Raw genomic sequence first — 21,131 nt, forward strand, 5'->3', positions numbered from 1 at the left:
GCACGCCGCCAGCGTTCGTCCTGAGCCAGGATCAAACTCTCATTAAAAGTTTGAGTTCTCACTCATTTCTGTCACTGACAGATTTATTGTTTTTTTCATTGTTCAGTACTATAACCTCAGTTATAGTGCCCTGCACATTGGTTCGTCTTGTTCAGTTTTCAAAGGTCTTTGTCACTCAATCTCTCTCAAGCGACAACTATATTAGTATATCACAGCTACCTGCCTCTGTCAACAGATTTTTTAAACTTTTTTCAAGTTTTTTCTAACCGCAATACACCATAGTCCGTACGGGATTCGAACCCGTGTTACCGCCGTGAAAAGGCGGTGTCTTAACCCCTTGACCAACGGACCTTGAGCTTTTCAACTCTTTCTATTATACCTACTTTTTTACCTTTGTCAAGAACTTTTTTCAGTGAGTTTAATTTTTTCTTTTCTTCACTAACTTAACCACTGCTTCTGTTCGTGCAGTGTGGGGAAACATATCGACCGACTGGATATACTGGAGGTCATAGACTTTTACTAGTTTAACCAAATCTCGAGCTAAGGTCGAAACATTGCAGGATACATAGACCATTTTGTCTGGAACATAGGTCAGAATGGTTTCCAACAGCTTATCATCTAAACCTGTACGAGGAGGGTCGACTATCAATGTATATGCTCGATAGCCATTCCATTAGAACATAAAAAGAGAGGTTAAACCTCTCTAAATTTATTTTTCTTCACTCATTTTTGATTTTACTTCATCATAAGATAATGCATGGGATTCCTCTTCTACTGTCTCAGGCATTTTACCTGTTTCGTAAAGAGATTTAATCTGTGTACTATCTAATGTTTCGTATTTCAACAATGCTTCTGCAATCAGTTTGTGGGTTTCACGATTTGATTGGATAATTTCAGCAGCTTTGTTTCGTGCCTCATTTAATAATGAACGAATTTCCTCATCAATCTCATAGGCTGTTTGTTCTGAAATTGATTTTTGAGGACTTTGTGCACCAAACATAGCATGATTACCTTCGTATTGAACTGGGCCAAGTTTTTCACTCATACCGTATTCAGTGACCATTGCACGCGCCATCTGTGTGGCTTGTTCAAAGTCATTTGAAGCTCCTGTCGTTTGTACATTAAAGATAATCTCTTCAGCTACACGACCACCCATCAAACCTGCCAATTGCTCTTTCATGTCTTCTTTAGATAGAAGCATTTGATCCTCTTTCGGAAGTGCAATCATGTAACCACCTGCACGTCCACGTGGTACGATGGTAACTTTATGAACAACACGGGCATTTGACAAGACTAAACCAACAATGGTATGTCCAGCCTCATGATAAGCAACCAATTCACGTTCTCTTTGTGATACTGTTTTATCTTTCTTAGATGGTCCAGCAATTACTCTGTCCTCTGCCTCATCAATATCTGAAGCATCAATGATTGATTTGTTGCGACGAGCAGCAACTAAGGCTGCTTCGTTTAGAACATTTTCTAAGTCGGCTCCCACAAAACCTGGTGTTTGTTGGGCAACTAGTTTCAAATCAACATCGTCTGCCAGAGGTTTATTTTTAGCGTGAACTTTCAAGATTGCTTCACGACCTTTAACATCAGGGCGACCAACTAAGACTTTTCTATCAAAACGTCCTGGACGGAGAAGAGCTGGATCTAGAACATCTGAACGGTTCGTCGCAGCGATAACGATGATTCCTTCATTTCCCTCAAAACCATCCATCTCAATCAAGAGTTGGTTCAAGGTTTGTTCACGTTCATCATTACCTCCACCAAGACCGACACCACGTTGGCGACCAACGGCATCAATTTCATCGATAAAGATGATGGCTGGCGCTGCTTTTTTTGCATCCTCAAAAAGAGAACGAACACGGCTTGCACCAACTCCGACAAACATTTCTACAAAATCAGAACCTGAAATACTAAAGAATGGAACACCTGCTTCCCCAGCAACTGCCTTAGCAAGTAAGGTCTTACCTGTTCCCGGAGGTCCCTCCAAAAGAACTCCTGCAGGAATACGTGCACCAAGTTTGGTAAATCGTTTTGGATCTTTTAGGAATTCAACAACTTCTACTAATTCTTGTTTTTCTTCCTCGGCACCAGCAACATCTGAGAATCGTACCTTGATATCTTCTTTATTTGCAGCTTTGGCCTTGCTACGTCCAAAACTCATTGGATTTCGGCCACTATTTCCTCCCATATTTCCCATCATAGAGAATAGGAAGAAGAAAAGAATAGCAAATGGCACAACAGAGACAAGGATATTGATCCACATACCGCTTGAACTCTCATGTTTGACTGTTACTTCTGCCTGATGTTCAGAAGCAAGTTTTTGCAATTCTGAAACTGTTGAATCAGATGGAAGAATAGTACTTGAGAATCTTTCTACTGTTGTAGCTGTAGGAGTGAAAAATTGAATTCCTGTTTCTTCTTTACTAGTCTTAGGATTTTTATAAACACCAGACACTTCAATGATACTGCCATTTGGCTGATAGGTTAATTCTTTTACATTGTCTGCTGTAATTTCTTTTACCAGTTCTGTATAGTTAATTTTTTCGCTTCGTCCAGCAGTATTTCCAGAGTAAAAATACTGGAATCCTGTCACTAGGAAGAAGATAATTAACAAGTAGAGAAATGGATTTCTAACTAAACCATTATTTTGTTTTTTCATTAAAGATAGATCTTTCTAATTTGAATAAACTTCTTCTTTCAATACTCCAACATAAGGAAGGTTACGATAATTTTCTTTATAGTCCAAACCATAACCTACTACAAACTCATTTGGAATAGTAAAGCAAGTGTAATCCGCTTCAATTTCAACAACGCGTCCCTCTGGTTTGTCCAACAAAGTCGCGATTTTAACAGAAGCTGCTTCTCTTGCAATAAACATATCTCTCAAACTCTTCAAAGTTTGACCTGTATCAATGATATCCTCTACAAATAAAACATGTCTTCCTTTGATATCTTGAGTCACGTCTTGCTTGATATTGATGACACCACTACTTGCTGTTCCACCATGGTAACTAGATACCATCATGAAGTCCATCTCGATATGCATATCAATATGTTTGATCAATTCAGCCATAAAAGGAATTGATCCTTTCAGAATTCCAATAAGAATTGGATTTTTCCCCTCATATTCTTTTGTTAGTTGCGCACCTAGCTTTTTAGCTGCTTCTGTAATTTCATCATGTGAAACGAGGATTTTTTTAATATCGTGTTCTAACATCTTTTTACCTATCTATTTTTTCTATATAAATTACAGTGTTCATTATATCATTTTTCGTGTTTTTACTCAAATCACTGGTCGCAATTCCTAAAATTGAGACAATTTCTCCAAATTGCTCAATAATAGGGGTTGTTTTTCGTTTTTCAATAGGGATTTTCAAATCTATAAATAAGCGTCTCAATTTCTTTCGATGACCATTTAGGGTAATAACATCGCCAGGTTTTCGACATCTAATATGTACAGATGTTTCCCGTGAAACCGTTACTTTTTGAACAAAATCCCCTTCAATAAGGATACCAAAGGAAAATAAATAGCCCATATATCGAACTTGATTTTGATAGTGTAACACAAGTTCATCTTCCTTTTCATCAGCCTGTGGACTGATTTTGCAAACTCGAAAATTCTGATACTCTTTTATCAATTCATAACCATTTTTCAATGGGTGACGATACTGGCTTTTCCTTGCTAAAATCTGTCGAACTTCATCAAACTGAGCCTTCGTCAGATTTAAGTCTGGAAATTGATTAAGATAGTTCTGGAGCAAGATTCCTTGAGTTTGTTGAGAGTATGAAAATAGCTCATTCAAATCTTCCACATCAATTTGTTTCGAAAGCTCTGTTATTGTTGCTTGGTAATCTGAAATTTCCATTCCAAAATCTAAAAGGGCGGATTTAAGACGAGGATTTTCTTTTTCAAGTTCTGGTAAATACCTATTCCGAATACGATTGCGAAAATAGGTATTTTCCTGATTTGTTTTATCTTCAAAATGAACAATTGGTGGAAAGTCCTTTTTATGAAAAGGCAACAAGGGACGGATGATTTCAATATTATCAACTACTTGAATTTCTTTTATTCCTGTTAAATGACCTAGCCGACTTCCTCGAATCAAGCGCATCAAAATCGTTTCAACCTGATCATCTGCATGGTGGGCAGTAATCAAGGCAGTCGCTCCAACTTCTTTCATGATTTTCCTAAAAAAATCATAACGAAACTCTCGAGCACGCGCTTCTGAAAAGTCTCCTGAAAAGCTTGTGATATAAATAGGAAGTTCAGCTGCATCAGCTAACTTCCTTAGTTCATTTTCCTCCCAGTCAGACTCACTTCTCTGCTTGTGATTGACATGTGCTACAATCAACTCAATTCCCAACTCATTTTGATAAGTAGACAATAGATGGTATAAAAACATCGAATCCAGTCCACCAGACAGAGCTAATAAGACTTTCGAATGTTTTTTGAAATACTCTTTTCGGAGAAAATGATTTAAAAAATCCTGGTCCCTCATTTTAGAACCTCATAGACATCCTTAGCTATCTTAGCAATAGTATCATAATCAGAATTTTTGGTGAAAATGGAAAGAACGAAAGGAGAATCCGTATAGACAATGGCAGTGTCATGTTTAAACTCATCGGCATCTCCAATTTTATGAGCTACCTTAACCGAAACACCTTTTGCGATTCGTTGGTTGTCAAAATCGGTCTTACCTAGAGACTCTAAGACAAAACCATTCTGATTATAAATAGCTTCCATGACCTTTCCAGCCATTTTTGAAGAAGTCAGTTTATCATTCACATCCCAATCTTCACCCATAATAGTGGACATTTTTTCTTTAAAAGCTCCGTCAGATTGATTGGTCACGTAATAACCTAAAATATTATGAGCAACATTGTCAGACTCTTTTGTTACCTTGGTAATTAACTGTTGAAGACTGTATTCTTTGTTATCTTCTTTTTTAGGTAAGCTGCCACTACCCTCTGGTTTATAGGACCCAGGGAAACTATTTACTTCTGGGATATACTTGAAGCTACTGTCTAGCGTATATTCCCCTTGATTTATCTTATCTTGAGCGTAATAAAGGTAGGCTAGTTTCAAGATGCTAGCTGCATAAAGTTTGCTGTCTTCATTCACCCCAGCCTCTTTACCTGTACTCAGTTGTTTAACATAAATAGAATAATTTTCATTCTGATAGTTGTTTGATAAAACTTCTTGAACCTTCTGGATGCGATTGTCTTCTTCTGAGGTGAACTCTTTTGATACCCACCCAACTTGATTGATATGAAGAAATTCTTGTCCCTCAGCAAAGAGAGCTCTATCCACCGTTACGCGTTGATAGGGAGAGAGGGATGAAGAAATTTCTTTAGTGTCATAAGGGCTGTTATAGATAACAAACCCCTGCTCCAACCATACTTGTCTATTTTGAGTTTGAACTTGACTTTGATCATAGACCAACCGCTTATCTGCAAGGATAAACTGGTGATTATCTAATTTAAAAACAGGAACACCTTGTCTATTCAAACGCCATTCTACTATTTTAAAAGTGGTTCCAGGAGTCAATTTACCAGACTCCTTGACAAGATCCTCATTAGCATAGACAGCTGTTTCTCCATATACCATTGGGGATTCCAGAGTTTCTTTATAGTAGAATCCATAATCAGACTCGGTTAGATAATAAATTTCTTGTGAAGAGTAAGGAAGCTGTTTTTCTGTGCTAACTACTCTTGAGGTTATGATAAAAGCAGGTAGCAATAAAACTACTAAGAACTTACGCATTCTTCTCTTCTCTTTCTTCTTGTAATCGTAATAAATGGTTTTTAGTTGCCAATTTCTCTAATTTTTCATCTGATAAACTTAAAAATTGCTCAACAACTTCCAATAAATTTTCCATGACATTACCTCGGAAGCAAATCAGGAATTGTGTAAATTGCTTCTCGTTTCTTTGAGTAATAGTACTTGGCGCGTGCATACTTTGCTACATAGTCTTCATCTTTCAACTTTGCAGCAAAGGCGGATTCCTTATCCTTTTCATCACTAAGAGTTTGGTACTGCTCTTTCAACTCTGTTAATTGCTGACGTCGTTGCAGTAACTGATCATAGCTTTGGGCCAAGTTATAAGTTGGTAAAATAAACAACAAGATCATCAAAATAAGGACCCAACCCATAAAACGATTTCGTTTTTGTCTCTCCTTCATCAGGTAACGACGACGTTGATGTTCATTTTGAATAAAAGAATTATTCATCTGTACAATATTTTTAGACATTTTCTTCTACCCGTGTTTCACTGAGAATTTCATACATGCCTGCTGCATCTTCTTTTTTTGTACTATCTTTCATCTCTAGTACTTTAACAAGCAACAACTTATTTCCAAAGCGAATTTCAACTTGGTCATCAACTTTCAAATCCGTTGAACTTTTGGCCAAGATTCCGTTCACCTTGATTCTGCCTTTATCTGCTACTTCTTTTGCGACTGTGCGGCGCTTAATAATTCGTGATACTTTTAAATACTTGTCTAATCTCATTTTTATTACCTCAAATTATTATTGTACCATTTTTATCCTTTTTATAGAAGAAAAATGTTAAATGGGATTTGCTTCCTTTGATTCTTTTATCTCTAGTAAACTTTCTCCAAAAATCATCAGCCCTTCTAAAATTTCATAATCCTTCTTGTTTCGGACATCAAATACAACTTCCATTAATCCCTTATTCTCAGCTATGGCTGCTTTTAAGTTAGTTGCGGATAAGGCTTTAAAATAATCTTGAGCCAAGAATAGCCGTTGAGTGACTTTTTCAAATTGAACTGTAATCTTATTTTCTTTTCTTTCCACACGTTCTACAAATACCTTGTCCAAATATGACTTGATCAAACCAATCTCTAAAAGATAGGCCACCACATCTGGATACTCCCCAAAACGGTCCATCAACTCTTCTTGTAATTCTTCATAGTTGACACGGTTGTCAATTTGACGAATTTTCTTGTAAATTTCAATCTTATGTCGTTGATCAGAAATATAATTGTCAGGAAGATAAGCATCAATTTGTAAAATCAACTCAGCATTTCCTTTGCTTCTTTTGTTCCCATTGCCGTTACGTTTAGCAATAGCTTCCTCTAATAACTGTGAATACAATTCAAAACCAACAGAATCAATGAAACCTGATTGGGATTTTCCTAGGAGATTTCCTGCTCCACGAATCGAAAGATCTCGCATCGCAATCTTAAATCCTGAGCCTAATTCCGTAAATCCCTTAATCGCTTCTAATCTCTTTTCAGAGACTTCACTGATTGATTTTTCTGGACGATACATAAGATAGGCATAAGCAATGCGATTACTACGACCGACTCTTCCTCTTAACTGATATAAGGTTGACAAACCCATATGGTCTGCATTTTCAATAAATAAGGTATTGGCATTTGGAATATCTACCCCTGTCTCAATAATAGTAGTTGTCACCAAAATATCATATTGTCCTTCAATAAAGTCCAGTAGAGTATTTTCTAACTGAATTTCACTCATTTGTCCATGAACAAACCCAATCGAAGCTTCTGGAATCAACTCCTGTAATTCTGAAACCTTCTGGTCAATTGTGTCAACTTTGTTGTAAAGATAGTAAACTTGGCCTCCACGCTCCATTTCACGCAAGACAGCATCACGAATTACACTATCATTCTTTTCCAAAACATAGGTTTGCACTGGATAACGATTGGTCGGAGGTGTTTCAATAACAGACAAATCTCGGATTCCCAACATAGACATATGGAGAGTGCGAGGAATTGGCGTTGCTGTCAAGGTTAGGACATCTACTTGTTTTTTTAGTTCTTTCAAAGTTTCCTTATGCTTGACACCAAATCGTTGCTCTTCATCAATAATCATCAATCCCAAATCTGAAAATACAACATCTTTTGACAAAACACGATGCGTTCCAATCAAAATATCGACTTGACCATTCTTTAATTTTTCAAGTGTCTCTGCCTGCTCTTTTTTACTTTTAAAGCGACTCAACACATCAATATTAACTGCAAAATTTTGGAATCTCTCTTTAAAATTTGTATAGTGTTGTTGCGCTAACACCGTCGTCGGAACTAAAACGACAACTTGTTTATGATCATTGACCGCCTTAAAGGCTGCACGCATTGCTACTTCAGTCTTTCCAAAACCAACATCTCCAACCAAAAGTCGATCCATGGGGTGAGAGTTCTGCATATCTCTCTTAATTTCCTCAATACTACGAAGTTGATCATCCGTTTCAACATAAGGGAAGGCATCATCAAAAGCATGTTGATCATCATCATCAGCTGAGAAAGAAAAACCCTTCAACTGACTACGTTCAGAATAGAGTTTGATTAAATCGTCAGCTATATCCTCTACCTGGTTCTTAACTTTTTGCTTGGCCTTTTTAAAATGACCATCATTTAATTTATTAAGTTTTGGCGCTTTACCATCACTTGAAACATATTTGGACAGCAATTGAATCTGCTCTACTGGGATGGAGATTTGATCCCCATTTTGATATTGAACACTGACATAATCACGGTGAATTCCTTTGATTTCAATTGTTTCAATGCCTAGATATTGACCAATTCCATGAATATGGTGAACAACGTAGTCCCCTTTTTCAAGTTCATTATAATCTTTTAATCGCTCTGCATTTGACGCATGTTGTCTTCTAAAACGACGTTTTAATTTCTTTTGAAAAATCTCATGTTCAGTAATCAAGAGAATTTTTTCATCTACAAAATGAAAACCATGTCTTAGATTACCCTCAATCAAGTTTACAGATTCTTTACAGATACTTGACTTATCTCTGGAATCCAATTTAATCTGGTATTCCTCTAAAACATCCTCCAATGTTTTACTTCCCATTGAATTGCTAGACTGCAGAATAATGGTGTAGTTCATTTTTTTATATCGCTCAATTTCTTCTTTAAGAAAAGAAAATTGATTAAAAAACTCTTGCATAGGATATTGATTAAATTGATAAATATGATCAAATTTGAGGTTTCCTAATCCTTTTTGGAGATTGGAGAAAAAGGTAACTGAACTTTGTTTTTTATAGGTTTGCTCTGTATCTGCAAAATACTGCATATCAGAAAATGCTTTACCATTCTGTAAATCTTCTGTAAAGTATTGCGCTAACTCTCTTTCAAAGGCTTCATACTGATTCATCAATTTTTGGTAATCATCAAAAAATACTGGTGTATCTTTTTCAATATAATCAAATATAGTCCATGTTTTATCGTAACATAAAGATAAAAACTTTCGACTATCTGAATGTACTTGTTTTTGATGAAAACTTGACAAAATCTCTTCCAAATATGATTTTAAAATTGGTGATAGAGTCTTTGAAATTTGCTTTTCTAAAGCTAACTGTCCTCGTTGATAATCTTTTTCTCTCAAAAGTATGTCGCTAGCTGGAAAGATAGTGAGGTTTGTCTGATTTTCTTTCGATAATTGTGTTTCGACTTCAAAAGTACGAATACCATCTACTTCATCGCCAAAAAACTCGATTCGGAAAGGTTCTAACTGAGACATCTCAAAAATATCTAAAATATCTCCTCGAATACTAAACTCACCTTGTGTCTGTACTTGAGTAACTTTTCGATATCCAATTTCCTTTAACCGGTGAAGTAGCTCGTGTTGGTCATATTCTTCGCCAACTGCAATTTTTATAGTACTTTCTTTAAATCTAGTCGGAGAGGGTAAAATTAACCGACTCGCTGCGATATTACAAACTAAAATCCCTCTCTTAGACGGATCACTCAAAAAACGCAAGGCCTCAACCCGCGAAATGATTTTTTCTTGCGAAGACATCAAAAACTCTACCATAGGAGAGTCATCAACCAAAAATGGATAGACAAGTTCCTCTCCTAAGAGGGAAAGAAGATCACTGATAATTCGTTCTGCTTCTCCATAAGTTGAAGTCAGTAACACAATCTTATTTTCTTTTTCTAGACTGCTTGCAATTGCAAGAGCCTTGGTAGAAGTTGATAAACCAAGTATTAGTTGTCTTTTCTTATCTATCAGATTTTGATGCCATTTTTTTATCTGGTCATTTTCTGAGAATAAATCTAATAAAGTCACCATTTAGCCGTTATACCTCTGCATTGTTTTCTCAAAGTTTTTCTCTTGTAAATAGTAGTTTACAGCATCGTCAACCTTGTCAATAGACTGTAAAATACCCACATAGTCATCCTGATCAAACTTACTTAAAACATGATGAACAACTGACATGCCTTTTTTAGGTCTTCCAATACCTATTTTAATACGGTTAAATACCTGAGTACCTATATGTTGAATTATAGACTTAATGCCATTATGACCACCTGCTGATCCCTTTGCTCTTAAACGAATTTTCCCGACTTCCATGTCAAGGTCGTCGTAAATAACGAGTAAATCTTCAATATCCAAACCATAGTAAGTCAATAAAGCATGAACCGCTTTTCCACTTTCATTCATAAATGTTGTTGGTTTGATCAGATAAATTTTTTCTCCATTGAGGAAAAAAGATGCTAGGTCAGCTTGAAATATCTTATCATGTGTAAAAGTGACATTTTGTTTTTTAGCTAATTGGTCAATCAACATAAATCCAACGTTATGCTTGGTTTCAAAATATTTATCCCCTGGATTTCCTAATCCAACAAGTAATTTAGTCATTTATTTTCCTTTCAAAAGCCAAAAGGGTTGGAATTTTTTTCCAACCTATTTGACACTATTTGTTAAATATTATTAGACATTAAAGCGGAATTCCATGATATCGCCATCTTGAACGATATATTCTTTTCCTTCTTCACGCAAGCGCCCAGCTTCTTTTACAGCCTTTTCAGATCCGTATTTCACTAAATCCTCATATGACATGGTTACTGCACGAATAAATCCTTTTTCAAAGTCTGAGTGGATAATACCAGCTGCTTGAGGAGCTTTCATACCACGCTTAAAGGTCCAAGCACGGACTTCTTTTTCACCAGCTGTAAAGTAAGTTCCAAGTCCAAGCAAGTGGTAAGCTGCACGAGTCAACTTATCAACACCTGATTCTGTCAAGCCAAGTGCTTCAAGAAACTCTTGCTTATCTTCATCATCTAACTCAGAAATTTCTTCCTCAGCACGCGCGGAAATAACTACTACTTCAGCATTCTCTGTCGCTGCGAATTCACGAATTTTCTTCACATATTCGATAGAATCTGGATCTGAAACTACATCCTCATCCACATTAGCAACATAAAGAACTGGTTTAGTGGTCAAAAGGAAGAGACCTTTGACAACCTTTTGTTCCTCATCTGTGAATTCAATGGTACGAGCTGATTTTCCATCTTCAAGGACTGGTTTAATTTTTTGAAGAACGTTAAACTCTGCTACTGATTCTTTATCTTTTTGCGTACGTGCCATCTTTTCTACACGCGCATAGCGTTTATTAACTGATTCTAAATCAGCAAGAATCAATTCTAGGTTAATGGTATCAATATCTGCAAGTGGATCCACAAAGGCGTCTTCACGTCCTTGCTCGCGCATAACATTTTCATCATCAAATGCACGCACAACATGAACAATCGCATCTACTTCACGAATGTTGGCCAAAAATTTATTCCCTAGACCTTCTCCTTTTGATGCTCCTTTTACAATCCCTGCAATATCTGTAAATTCAAAGGTTGTTGGGACTGTCTTTTTAGGAGTAATCATTTCCGTTAGTTTTTGTAAGCGTTCATCTGGAACTTCTACCATCCCAACGTTTGGATCAATAGTCGCAAATGGGTAGTTTGCTGCCTCTGCTCCTGCTTTTGTAATTGCATTAAAAAGGGTTGATTTACCAACGTTTGGCAAACCAACGATACCTGCTGTTAAAGCCATATTTTCTCATTCTCCGTTCTCATTTCAATCCCTAACATTATAACACAAAAAGGGAAAACTTGCTAACTCTCTAACTAAGGGTTCTTAGTCAATAATCTTATTCATTTTTCGTTCAAAATCATGGCGACTCATCATGACAAGGTGGTCGCAATTGCTACATTTGATTTTGATATCTGCCCCAACACGTGTAATTTCCCAACGATTGGCTTTTTTTCCTGTTGACTTGATTGTGCAAGCATGTGGCTTTTTCATTTCAACAAAATTTCCAACTTGATACATACTACTCTCCTTTTCTTTTTCGATTATATCATAAAAGAGGCGAGCTAGGCTCAACCTCTTTCACTTAATTTGTACGAACTGGTGTAATGAGTTGCATGAAGTCTTCATCAGTATCTGCTGGAACAAGAGTGAATGGACGAACTGCTGAGATAAAGCTAATGGTCACTTTTTCGCTATTTAAAGCTTTGAGGGAATCAATCAAGTAAGTTGGGTTGAAACTAATGGTCAAATCATCCCCGATCACCTGCTCCGTATCGATTTCTTCGTTTACTTTACCAACCTCTGGAGAGTGAACATGGGCGCTAACAACTCCACCTTTAATTTCAAGCTTCACAGTACCATTTTGAGTTGCACTTGATAAGAGACGAGCACGCTCCATAGATTGACGCAAATTAACCACATCAAAAGTAATTGTAGTGTTAAAGTCTGTTGGAATCAAACGATCTGTATCAGGATAATTTCCTTCTAGGAGACGAGTGTAGAAGCTAATATTTTCGCTTCTAAAGAGGATTTGATTATTTGCAAAGAAAATCTCTACAGTTTCAATATCATCTGTAAATACCGCTGAAAATTCGCGTAGAGAACGACTAGGAATTACTACATCGAAATCATCACCATTTTTTTCAAGAGTCAATTTCTTCTGGCTAAGGCGGTGTGAGTCTGTCGCAACTGTTTTTAGTTCCTTGTGTTGGCTCAATACGAAGTGGACACCTGTTAAGATTGGACGACTTTCTTGCGTACTTGCAGCAAATGCTGTTTCATTGATAATTTTCTTGAGTAGTTTGGTTTCAAGAACCAAAGGTGTGCTTGCTGAAATTTCTTGGATTCGTGGGTACTGTTCGCTATCTTTTCCTTTTAGAGTAATTTCTGATTTGCCACTTGTTAAGACAATTTGTTTTTGTTCAATCTCTTTAAAATCTAGCGTTACATCTGGAAGACTAGATACCACATTGATAAAGAAAGAAGCTTCTAGAAGAATCGAACCCAGAGAAGTGATCAAGAGACCAGCATCTTCATTCTTTTGAGAAATGAAATTTTCAATAGAAATTTGACCGTTTGAGCCAATTAAAGTAATTCCTTCATTGGTAACGTCAATTTTGATTGTTGATAAAATTGGAATAGCATTTTTAGAGCTTATTGCTCGTTTTGTGGTATTTAAGGCTTGTAGAAATAAATTTTTATTGATTGAAAAATGAATCATGGATTCTCCTTTATTTATTTTTAGTATTAGAAAGTTAATAGTAATAATAGAGTGTGTGAATTCTGTGGAAAACTGGGTGTTATTTAGTAAATTCAAGCTTTGGAGCTTGTTTAAAAAATGTGGATAAAAAAGATAAGAAAGGAAAACTTATCCACAAGCTACTTGATTTTCTTTTTGATTGCTTCTATTTCTAAACGTAAATTATCGTCTTCGTCAATCAATGATTTGATTTTAGCATGGGCGTGAATAACGGTGGTGTGATCCTTTCCGCCAAATTCTTTTCCGATTTTTGGAAGACTGTTATCTGTCAGTTCTCTAGCTAGGTACATGGCAACTTGACGCGCTAAAACGATGTTTTGAACTCGTCTCGTCCCCTTCATTTCTTTGACACTCACTCCATAAAAATTACCAACTTCAGTTTGGATTTTCTCAATTGGAATAACAAGTATCTGGCGGGCGTCTTGCTTACGTGCTCTAATAGCTTCCGCAGCAATATCAATAGTAATATCCTTAATCTTCTTCACTCTGGCAATTAAAGTGATATCGTTGATTGCTCCTTCTAATTCTCGAACATTTGAATCAAATTGGCCAGCCAAGTATTCCAGAGTATCACTTTGGAAATGGTAATCCAAATGCTCTGTTTTACTTTGAAGAATGGCAATACGTGTCTCAAAGTCAGGAGGGGTGATATTTTGCGTCAATCCCCAGCTAAAGCGCGTGACAAGCCTCTCCTCAAGGCCTTCTAGGTGTTTGGGACTACGATCACTGGTTAGGACAATCTGTTTCTGCTTATCATGAAGAGCATTGAAGGTATTGAAAAATTCTTCCTGAGTTGCGACTTTTTTGCCACTGAGAGATTGGATATCATCGATCAATAAGAGATCAAGGCTACGGTAAGTTTTTTTGAACTTTTCCATTTCCCCAAGTCGCAAGTGTTCAAGAAAGTCATTGATAAAGCTTTCGGCAGGAATGTACTTGACACGCGCATCAGGAATATTTTTCAAAATCTCATTTCCAATCGCATTGAGCAAGTGAGTCTTTCCAAGACCAGGTCCTCCATAGATGAAAAGAGGATTATAGGTCAGAGCTAAATCTTCAGATACCGCTAGTGCAGCAGATACCGCCCAAACATTCCCATCACCTTGAATAAAGTTATCAAAGGTATATTTTTCTTTTAACCCTGTTTCGGAATAGGGAATCGTTGGTAGTGCAGGTGTGTAATCGTAAGTAGAGACACTATTCGTATCATTTACTTGAGGAGATTCTGTACTCTGAGGTTTAGTGAAAATATAGTGAGGTTTGATTTCAGAATCATAAATTTCAAAACCAGCAGCAATGATAATATCTTTTAATTGCTTTTCCCACACCATTTCCATCTCTGATCTCGGTAGAAATATAGTAGCTGTGTTTTCTTCTACTTTGATGAGTTCAGCAGGTGTAGCATAGAAATCATACATAGATCGTGTCAATCTTTCTTGAGCAAATTCTAAAATACGATTCCAAAATTGCTTTTCTTTCAACTATTTTTCCTCCTTTACTATGATTTTAGTAGTTTAGTGCTAGAATTATTTTACCATAGATAGTAGGAATTTTCCACAGATTGTGGAAAAGAATCCACAATGTTAGTAGTATTTATCCACAGGTTGGGGATAAATAGCTCTTTCCTTGATTCAATAAGGTTTTTGATAAAAAAATTAGTGGATAAATTTGTGGGTTAAGAAAATAAAAGAACAGCCTTATTTCAGGCTGTTAATAATTCTATCGTATTCTTCTTGACTTGAAAAGGAGATAATAATCTTTCCAGTATCTTTTTTTGAAAGTTTAATTTCTACACTTAAACCGAGTAGTTTTTTTAATTTATCTTCTTCGTCTTTGATGAAAGAATCACTTTTTTTTTGCTTCTTTTGTTTTTTCTCTGTAAGAAGTTCTTCTAACTTTCTCACAGAAATATCTTCATTTTTGATTAGTTGGAAGAAATAGTCTTGCTGCTCTTTATCTAAACCAACTAGTGAACGTGCATGCGCTTGAGAAATTTTTCCATTTTCTACTTCAGTTAAGATATATTCTGGTAGGGAAAGTAAACGAATAAAATTAGTGATATAAGGACGAGATTTCCCCATTTTATCCGCTATCTCAGTGTGAGTAAATCCTTTTTCTACTAAAGATTCGTAGGCGCGTGCTTCTTCAACAGGATTTAAATTTTCTCTCTGCAAATTCTCAATGATAGACTGAATTATCATTTCCTGATCTGAGAGGTGTTTTACAACGGCTGGAATAGAAGTAAGACCAGCTAAGAGAGAAGCCCGATATCGTCTCTCTCCTGCAAGGATTTCATAACCAATTACAGGAGATTGACGAACGATGATTGGTTGGATGAGCCCATTTTCTTTGATTGACTGAGCCAATTCCTTTAATTTTTCTACATCAAATTCTTTCCGAGGTTGGTAAGGATTCTTTTGTATTTCAGAGATAGAAATCATTTCAAATTTTTCCATGATTCTACACTAACATATCTTTTACTTTCTGTAAAGTTTTCTTTACACTGATGTCAATTAAGACTCTAAATCACCAGAATTCTTATCTAGTTTAATTGAGGTTGTTTCCTCCTTACCATTACGGTAGTAGGTTACTTTGATAGTATCTCCGATAGCATGATTGTAAAGAGCATGTTGTAGGTCTGTTGATGAGGTAATCTCTTTGTCGTCAACTTTGGTAATGACATCGTATTTTTGAAGATGTCCATTTGCTGGCATATTGTTTTGAACAGATCGAACAACTACACCTGAAGTAAGGCCACTTGGAATGTTAAGTTTTCTAAGATCACTAGCTCCAACATTTGACAGATTGACCATTTGAATTCCAAGAGCAGGACGAGTCACTTTACCATTACTTTCAAGCTGTTTAATGATATTTTGTGCATCGTTTGAAGGAATTGCAAAACCAAGACCTTCTACAGATGTCCCACCATTACTTGCAATTTTACTTGATGTAATACCAATTACTTGTCCTTGAATGTTTACAAGTGGACCACCAGAGTTACCAGGGTTAATGGCTGTATCTGTTTGAATGGCTTTTGTTGAAATAGCTTGACCGTCTTCAGATTTTAGAGAAACATTTCGATTAAGACTTGAAATAATCCCTTGTGTAACTGTATTAGCATATTCTGAACCTAGAGGACTACCGATAGCAATCGCTGTTTCTCCAACACTAAGTTGACTTGAATCCCCAAATTCTGCGACTGTTGTAACTTTTTCTGAAGAAATTTTAACGACAGCAATATCAGAGAAGGTATCAGATCCGACAATTTCACCAGGAACCTTGGTACCATCAGCTAAGCGTATATCAACTTTTGAAGCTCCATTGATAACGTGAGTATTAGTTACAAGATAGGCATCTTTATCATCCTTTTTATAGATAACACCTGATCCCTCACTTGCGATTTGTTGATTGTCTGAATCAGAATTAGTGTCGTCAGCATTAAATACACTACTTTGTCTACTGCTAGAAGAAGAATAAGTAATGATTGAGACAACAGCATCCTTAACTTTATTTACTGCTTGAGTGGTTGAATTTTCATTCTTATAGGATGTTTGAGTGACAGTGCCAGAATTATTATTTGTAGCTTGATTTCCTTGTTTTTGATAAAGTTGTAATGTTACGAAACTTCCTAAGGCACCACTTAAAAATCCGATTAGAATGATTGCTAGAACTTTAACTCCTTTTTTGTAAAATTTTTGTAAGTGTTTCATAAACGCCTCCGTTTGTTATTTATTTACTCAGATTATAAACCTATTAACTTAATCCAAACTTAAAAGCTTAAAGTTTTACACAAGTTGTGGATAACTCGCTTTATTCTGTGAATTCACTTGTATTTTTGAATGATTTTTGTGTGTATAAGATGTGAAATGAAGTGTGGATATGATAGAATAGAAGAATGAAAATAAAAATTGTAACAGTAGGAAAATTAAAAGAAAAATACCTTAAAGATGGAATTGCTGAATATACCAAACGAATTTCACGTTTCGCCAAATTAGAAATGATTGAGCTCACTGATGAGAAGACACCTGACAAAGCCAGTGAATTAGAAAATCAAAAAATCTTGGAAACAGAAGGTGAAAGAATTCTTTCTAAGGTTGGAGAAAGAGACTTTGTCGTTGTTCTAGCCATTGAAGGAAAAACACTCTCCTCAGAGGAATTTAGTAAGCAACTAGAGCAAGCTTCTATCAAAGGATACTCAACGCTTACTTTTATCATTGGAGGAAGTTTGGGTCTAGCTCCTGTTGTAAAAAATAGGGCCAATCTTTCTGTCAGTTTTGGACGTCTGACATTACCACATCAGTTAATGAGATTGGTTTTAGTTGAACAAATTTACCGTGCTTTTACAATTCAACAGGGTTCTCCTTACCACAAATAGAAGATTGACTTAGCTCTTGTTTTTTGATAGAATGGTCATGTTAGGTCTCATAGCTCAGCTGGATAGAGCATTCGCCTTCTAAGCGAACGGTCGCAGGTTCGAATCCTGCTGGGATCAATTTTAGATGCGAAGCTGGGATTTATCCCAGCTTTTTTCTTAAAAAAGTGCGTTTCAGGTGCAAAAATGTACAGTTGGGAAGAATTTTTTCTTACATGGTCTTCATTTTGTATAATAGGTGTGTAAGTTAACTTACAAGAAAAAATAATACAGGAGATTTCATTATGAAAAATACAGAAAAGTTGGAACAATTTAAAGAAGTAACAGAGGCAGAATTGCAGGAGATTCGAGGTGGAGATAAAAGACTACCTTACTTTTTTAAACATCTTTTTTCAAATAGGACAAAGTAGTAATATTATAGGGTGATAGGATGAGTTTATTAGGATTTGGAATAGTTATTCTTCATATTTTTATTTTAACAATAAGCTATGAATTAATTTGTAAAGTAACTAAAAAAGAAAGATATTTATTTATAGCTTGTATATTTGTATATCAGTCTGTAGCTGAATTTTTCTTTGACTTTATTTCATTAGCTGGGTTAGGGATTGAAAAGTTTATATTTCCTTTTATTCTATATACTTCTATAGTAGTTTTAAAGAAGTATGATAAGCATAAAGGAATGTTTATCAGTTTACTATTGTCTTTATTATATCATAGTACACATACTTTTTTATCAGTAACCCTATCCTCTATAACAGGTGATGCTTTTGTGATAGAACATGAAGTGATGTTTTATTTAGGAGTACTATTACTAACATATTTTATTATTAAAAAAATTATTACTTATTTCCATTTAGAACTTACCTATTTTGATAAAGATTATCTGTATCCTTTTTTAAAAAAAGTAATAGTTGCTTTCTTTGGTTTACATATCTTATTGTTTATTTCAGATATAGTAAGTACAACTCATCATTTAAATAGTTTCGGAAGTATTTTATCAACCATTGTTTTTATTTGCTTGTTATTGATTTTCTTTGCAATGAATTCTCACAAGGTTCAAATTGAAAAAGAGATTGCTCTAAAACAAAAGAAATTTGAACAAAAACATTTACAGACTTATACTGATGAAATTGTGGAGTTATATAATGAAATTCGCGGTTTTCGTCATGACTATGCAGGGATGCTTGTTAGCATGCAAATGGCGATTGACAGTGGAGATTTACAAGAAATTAACAGGGTTTACAATGAAGTCTTAGTAAAAGCAAATCAGAAATTGAGGTCAGAAAAATATACTTACTTTGATTTAAATAATATAGAAGACTCTGCTTTACGAAGTTTAATTGCTCAATCGATTGTCTATGCACGAAAAAATGATGTAGAGTTTACATTGGAAGTAAAGGATATCATTACTAGACTGTCAATAGATTTACTTGATCTTGTTCGTATCATGAGCATTTTATTAAACAATGCTGTTGAAGGTGCTGCAGATAGTTATTTGAAACAAATGGAAGTTGCAGTCATTAAAATGGATTTTGAAACAGTTATAGTTATCCAGAATTCATGCAAAATCACTATGACGCCTTCAGAGGATTTATTTGCCTTAGGTTTCTCTACCAAGGGAAGAAATAGAGGTCTAGGACTTAATAATGTCAAGGAGATTTTAGATAAGTATGACAACATTATTTTAGAAACAGAGATGGAAGACAACACATTTAGACAAATTATTAGATTTAAGAGGGAATTCGAATGAAAGTATTAATTTTAGAAGATGTTATTGAACATCAAGTGAGACTAGAGAGAATATTAAATGAAATCTCGGAAGAATCGAATATTCCTATTTCATATAAGACAACAGGAAAAGTTCGTGAGTTTAAGGAATATATCGAAAATGATGAAGTAAACCAGCTTTATTTCCTAGATATCGATATTCATGGAATCGAGAAAAAAGGCTTTGAAGTGGCTCAGTTTATCCGTCATCACAATCCTTATGCTATTATTGTCTTTATTACCAGTCGATCTGAATTTGCTACCTTAACTTACAAATACCAGGTATCAGCTCTAGATTTTGTAGACAAAGACATCAATGATGAATTGTTCAAAAAACGTATCGAGCAGAGTATTTTTTACACTAAGAGTATGCTGCTTGAAAACGAAGATGTTGTAGACTATTTTGATTACAACTATAAGGGAAATGATTTGAAAATTCCTTACCATGACATTTTGTATATCGAAACCACAGGAGTTTCTCATAAACTTCGGATTATTGGTAAGAATTTTGCTAAAGAATTCTATGGAACTATGACAGATATTCAGGAAAAGGACAAACATACCCAGCGATTTTATTGCTCCCATAAATCTTTCCTTGTCAATGTGGGAAATGTGAGAGAAATTGATCGAAAGAATTTAGAAGTTGTCTTTTATGAAGATCATCGTTGCCCGATTACCCGTTTGAAAGTTCGCAAACTAAAAGATATTCTAGAGAAAAAATCTAAAAAGTGATTGACAATTAGTAAGAAATTGATATAATGGTTATATCTGCTACAGATAGATGGTCCGTTGGTCAAGGGGTTAAGACACCGCCTTTTCACGGCGGTAACACGGGTTCGAATCCCGTACGGACTATTTTATCCGCCATAGCTCAGTTGGTAGTAGCGCATGACTGTTAATCATGATGTCGTAGGTTCGAGTCCTACTGGCGGAGTCAGATAAAAAAAAGAACACCAATGGTGTTCTTTTTTAGTTGACATCACCTAACATTTTCATAAGGAAGTCTGTCATTTCTTGCGGACTTTCTTTTTTTCCGTGAGCAATCCAAGTCTGGCAAACACCAAATAGGGCATTTGTTAGATAAATACTGCTGTATTCTAATTCTATTGGAGTGAGTTGTAATTTCATAAAGCGTTTCTGAAGGTCGGTGCTAAGCATAATGTGAAGCTTATTTCTCAAGAAATTTTGGATTTCTTTTGTCCCATTTTCAGATAAGAGTGCAGCCAAGAGTGGCTCAGACTCTAAATATTCAAATACTTCTAAAATAGCATCTCTTTTGTGATGAGCATGTTTTTGGAAAATATACTCAAAGGTATGAAATAGCTTACTTTGGTAGAGTTCAATCATATCATACTTATCCTTGTAGTGAGTGTAAAAGCTGGAACGACTAATTCCGGCTTTTTCTGCTAACTTGACAGTAGAAATTTGATCAAAGGGCTGGTCCATCAATAATTGAACCATGGCATTTTCGATAATTCGTTTTGTTTTTAAACGTTTGTTACTTTCTTTCATAATTCCTCCTTGTAAACAAAATAGACTATGTGTCTAAAAAAATATTTTTTACCTTGTAATTTAGATTTTTTGATGTATAATCTATTATATCAAAATTTTAGACAATATGTGTAAAAAAGGAG

Annotated in this window: 20 protein-coding genes, 4 tRNA genes and 1 pseudogene; 7 read left to right on the forward strand and 18 right to left on the reverse strand. The window is 35.5% G+C overall.

Annotation, left to right across the window (positions count from 1 at the left end; genetic code table 11):
- Nucleotides 1-279: 279 nt before the first annotated feature.
- From B7717_RS03615 to B7717_RS03690, 17 genes and pseudogenes are all read right to left on the reverse strand, one after another.
- Nucleotides 280-351 (reverse strand) — tRNA-Glu (locus B7717_RS03615).
- A 67-nt stretch (nucleotides 352-418) separates the two neighbouring features.
- Nucleotides 419-667: pseudogene (locus B7717_RS03620) on the reverse strand (23S rRNA (uracil(1939)-C(5))-methyltransferase RlmD); the annotation flags it as partial.
- A 42-nt stretch (nucleotides 668-709) separates the two neighbouring features.
- Nucleotides 710-2,668 carry an ATP-dependent zinc metalloprotease FtsH gene (gene ftsH, locus B7717_RS03625; RefSeq protein ID WP_084880294.1) on the reverse strand — a complete coding sequence of 653 codons (1,959 nt, stop codon included), beginning with the start codon at nucleotides 2,666-2,668 and terminating at the stop codon, nucleotides 710-712.
- Nucleotides 2,669-2,683: 15 nt separating this feature from the next.
- On the reverse strand, nucleotides 2,684-3,226 hold the full coding sequence (gene hpt / locus B7717_RS03630; RefSeq protein ID WP_084944224.1) for a hypoxanthine phosphoribosyltransferase: 543 nt from the start codon (nucleotides 3,224-3,226) through the stop codon (nucleotides 2,684-2,686).
- A 4-nt stretch (nucleotides 3,227-3,230) separates the two neighbouring features.
- Nucleotides 3,231-4,508: a tRNA lysidine(34) synthetase TilS gene (gene tilS / locus B7717_RS03635; protein ID WP_084944225.1), complete on the reverse strand. Its 1,278-nt coding sequence runs from the start codon at nucleotides 4,506-4,508 to the stop codon at nucleotides 3,231-3,233.
- Nucleotides 4,505-5,773, reverse strand: a complete 1,269-nt coding sequence (locus tag B7717_RS03640; protein WP_084880297.1) for a serine hydrolase — start codon at nucleotides 5,771-5,773, stop codon at nucleotides 4,505-4,507. The genes tilS and B7717_RS03640 overlap by 4 nt, the downstream gene beginning before the upstream one ends.
- Nucleotides 5,766-5,888, reverse strand: coding sequence for an SP_0009 family protein (locus tag B7717_RS09780; RefSeq protein WP_277619921.1), 123 nt, complete (start codon nucleotides 5,886-5,888; stop codon nucleotides 5,766-5,768). The genes B7717_RS03640 and B7717_RS09780 overlap by 8 nt, the downstream gene beginning before the upstream one ends.
- Nucleotides 5,889-5,892: 4 nt before the next feature.
- Complete coding sequence (locus tag B7717_RS03645) at nucleotides 5,893-6,261, reverse strand: septum formation initiator family protein (RefSeq protein ID WP_000041922.1); 369 nt, start codon at nucleotides 6,259-6,261, stop codon at nucleotides 5,893-5,895.
- Nucleotides 6,254-6,520, reverse strand: a complete 267-nt coding sequence (locus B7717_RS03650; protein WP_001234975.1) for an RNA-binding S4 domain-containing protein — start codon at nucleotides 6,518-6,520, stop codon at nucleotides 6,254-6,256. The genes B7717_RS03645 and B7717_RS03650 overlap by 8 nt, the downstream gene beginning before the upstream one ends.
- 57 nt (nucleotides 6,521-6,577) lie before the next feature.
- Complete coding sequence (mfd, locus tag B7717_RS03655; RefSeq protein WP_084944226.1) at nucleotides 6,578-10,081, reverse strand: transcription-repair coupling factor; 3,504 nt, start codon at nucleotides 10,079-10,081, stop codon at nucleotides 6,578-6,580.
- The gene (gene pth / locus B7717_RS03660; RefSeq protein WP_084944227.1) at nucleotides 10,082-10,651 is read right to left on the reverse strand and encodes an aminoacyl-tRNA hydrolase; all 570 of its coding nucleotides are present in this window, start codon (nucleotides 10,649-10,651) and stop codon (nucleotides 10,082-10,084) included.
- A gap of 72 nt (nucleotides 10,652-10,723) precedes the next feature.
- Nucleotides 10,724-11,839, reverse strand: a complete 1,116-nt coding sequence (ychF, locus tag B7717_RS03665; protein WP_084944228.1) for a redox-regulated ATPase YchF — start codon at nucleotides 11,837-11,839, stop codon at nucleotides 10,724-10,726.
- 84 nt (nucleotides 11,840-11,923) lie between these two features.
- Nucleotides 11,924-12,118: a DUF951 domain-containing protein gene (locus B7717_RS03670; RefSeq protein WP_000285183.1), complete on the reverse strand. Its 195-nt coding sequence runs from the start codon at nucleotides 12,116-12,118 to the stop codon at nucleotides 11,924-11,926.
- A gap of 64 nt (nucleotides 12,119-12,182) precedes the next feature.
- On the reverse strand, nucleotides 12,183-13,319 hold the full coding sequence (gene dnaN, locus B7717_RS03675) for a DNA polymerase III subunit beta (protein ID WP_084880301.1): 1,137 nt from the start codon (nucleotides 13,317-13,319) through the stop codon (nucleotides 12,183-12,185).
- 158 nt (nucleotides 13,320-13,477) lie between these two features.
- Entirely contained in the window at nucleotides 13,478-14,839 is a 1,362-nt protein-coding gene (gene dnaA, locus B7717_RS03680; RefSeq protein ID WP_000660625.1) for a chromosomal replication initiator protein DnaA, read from the reverse strand.
- Nucleotides 14,840-15,055: 216 nt separating this feature from the next.
- The gene (locus B7717_RS03685) at nucleotides 15,056-15,814 is read right to left on the reverse strand and encodes a ParB/RepB/Spo0J family partition protein (protein WP_084944229.1); all 759 of its coding nucleotides are present in this window, start codon (nucleotides 15,812-15,814) and stop codon (nucleotides 15,056-15,058) included.
- Nucleotides 15,815-15,871: 57 nt separating this feature from the next.
- Entirely contained in the window at nucleotides 15,872-17,068 is a 1,197-nt protein-coding gene (locus B7717_RS03690) for a S1C family serine protease (RefSeq protein ID WP_084944230.1), read from the reverse strand.
- A gap of 185 nt (nucleotides 17,069-17,253) precedes the next feature.
- Here B7717_RS03690 and rlmH point away from each other — a divergent pair, with 185 nt between their 5' ends.
- The 7 genes from rlmH to B7717_RS03725 all read left to right on the forward strand — a co-directional run bounded on the left by rlmH (nucleotide 17,254) and on the right by B7717_RS03725 (nucleotide 20,431).
- Nucleotides 17,254-17,733 carry a 23S rRNA (pseudouridine(1915)-N(3))-methyltransferase RlmH gene (rlmH, locus tag B7717_RS03695; RefSeq protein WP_000694219.1) on the forward strand — a complete coding sequence of 160 codons (480 nt, stop codon included), beginning with the start codon at nucleotides 17,254-17,256 and terminating at the stop codon, nucleotides 17,731-17,733.
- Nucleotides 17,734-17,776: 43 nt separating this feature from the next.
- A tRNA-Arg gene (locus tag B7717_RS03700) sits at nucleotides 17,777-17,850 on the forward strand.
- A 164-nt stretch (nucleotides 17,851-18,014) separates the two neighbouring features.
- On the forward strand, nucleotides 18,015-18,140 hold the full coding sequence (comC, locus tag B7717_RS03705; RefSeq protein ID WP_002874960.1) for a competence-stimulating peptide ComC: 126 nt from the start codon (nucleotides 18,015-18,017) through the stop codon (nucleotides 18,138-18,140).
- Nucleotides 18,141-18,160: 20 nt separating this feature from the next.
- Complete coding sequence (comD, locus tag B7717_RS03710) at nucleotides 18,161-19,480, forward strand: competence system sensor histidine kinase ComD (RefSeq protein WP_000054555.1); 1,320 nt, start codon at nucleotides 18,161-18,163, stop codon at nucleotides 19,478-19,480.
- Entirely contained in the window at nucleotides 19,477-20,229 is a 753-nt protein-coding gene (comE, locus tag B7717_RS03715; protein WP_000866079.1) for a competence system response regulator transcription factor ComE, read from the forward strand. Before comD ends, comE begins: the two co-directional genes overlap by 4 nt.
- A gap of 51 nt (nucleotides 20,230-20,280) precedes the next feature.
- Nucleotides 20,281-20,352, forward strand: a tRNA-Glu gene (locus B7717_RS03720).
- A gap of 5 nt (nucleotides 20,353-20,357) precedes the next feature.
- Nucleotides 20,358-20,431: transfer RNA gene (locus B7717_RS03725), tRNA-Asn, on the forward strand.
- Nucleotides 20,432-20,466: 35 nt separating this feature from the next.
- Here B7717_RS03725 and B7717_RS03730 read toward each other — a convergent pair.
- A complete protein-coding gene (locus B7717_RS03730) occupies nucleotides 20,467-21,009 on the reverse strand; it encodes a TetR/AcrR family transcriptional regulator (protein WP_000665080.1) in 543 nt (180 codons plus the stop codon).
- Between the last annotated feature and the right edge of the window lie 122 nt (nucleotides 21,010-21,131).

Origin of the sequence: Streptococcus oralis subsp. oralis, from assembly GCF_002096495.1 — a bacterium.
GTDB classification, from domain to species: domain Bacteria; phylum Bacillota; class Bacilli; order Lactobacillales; family Streptococcaceae; genus Streptococcus; species Streptococcus oralis_CU.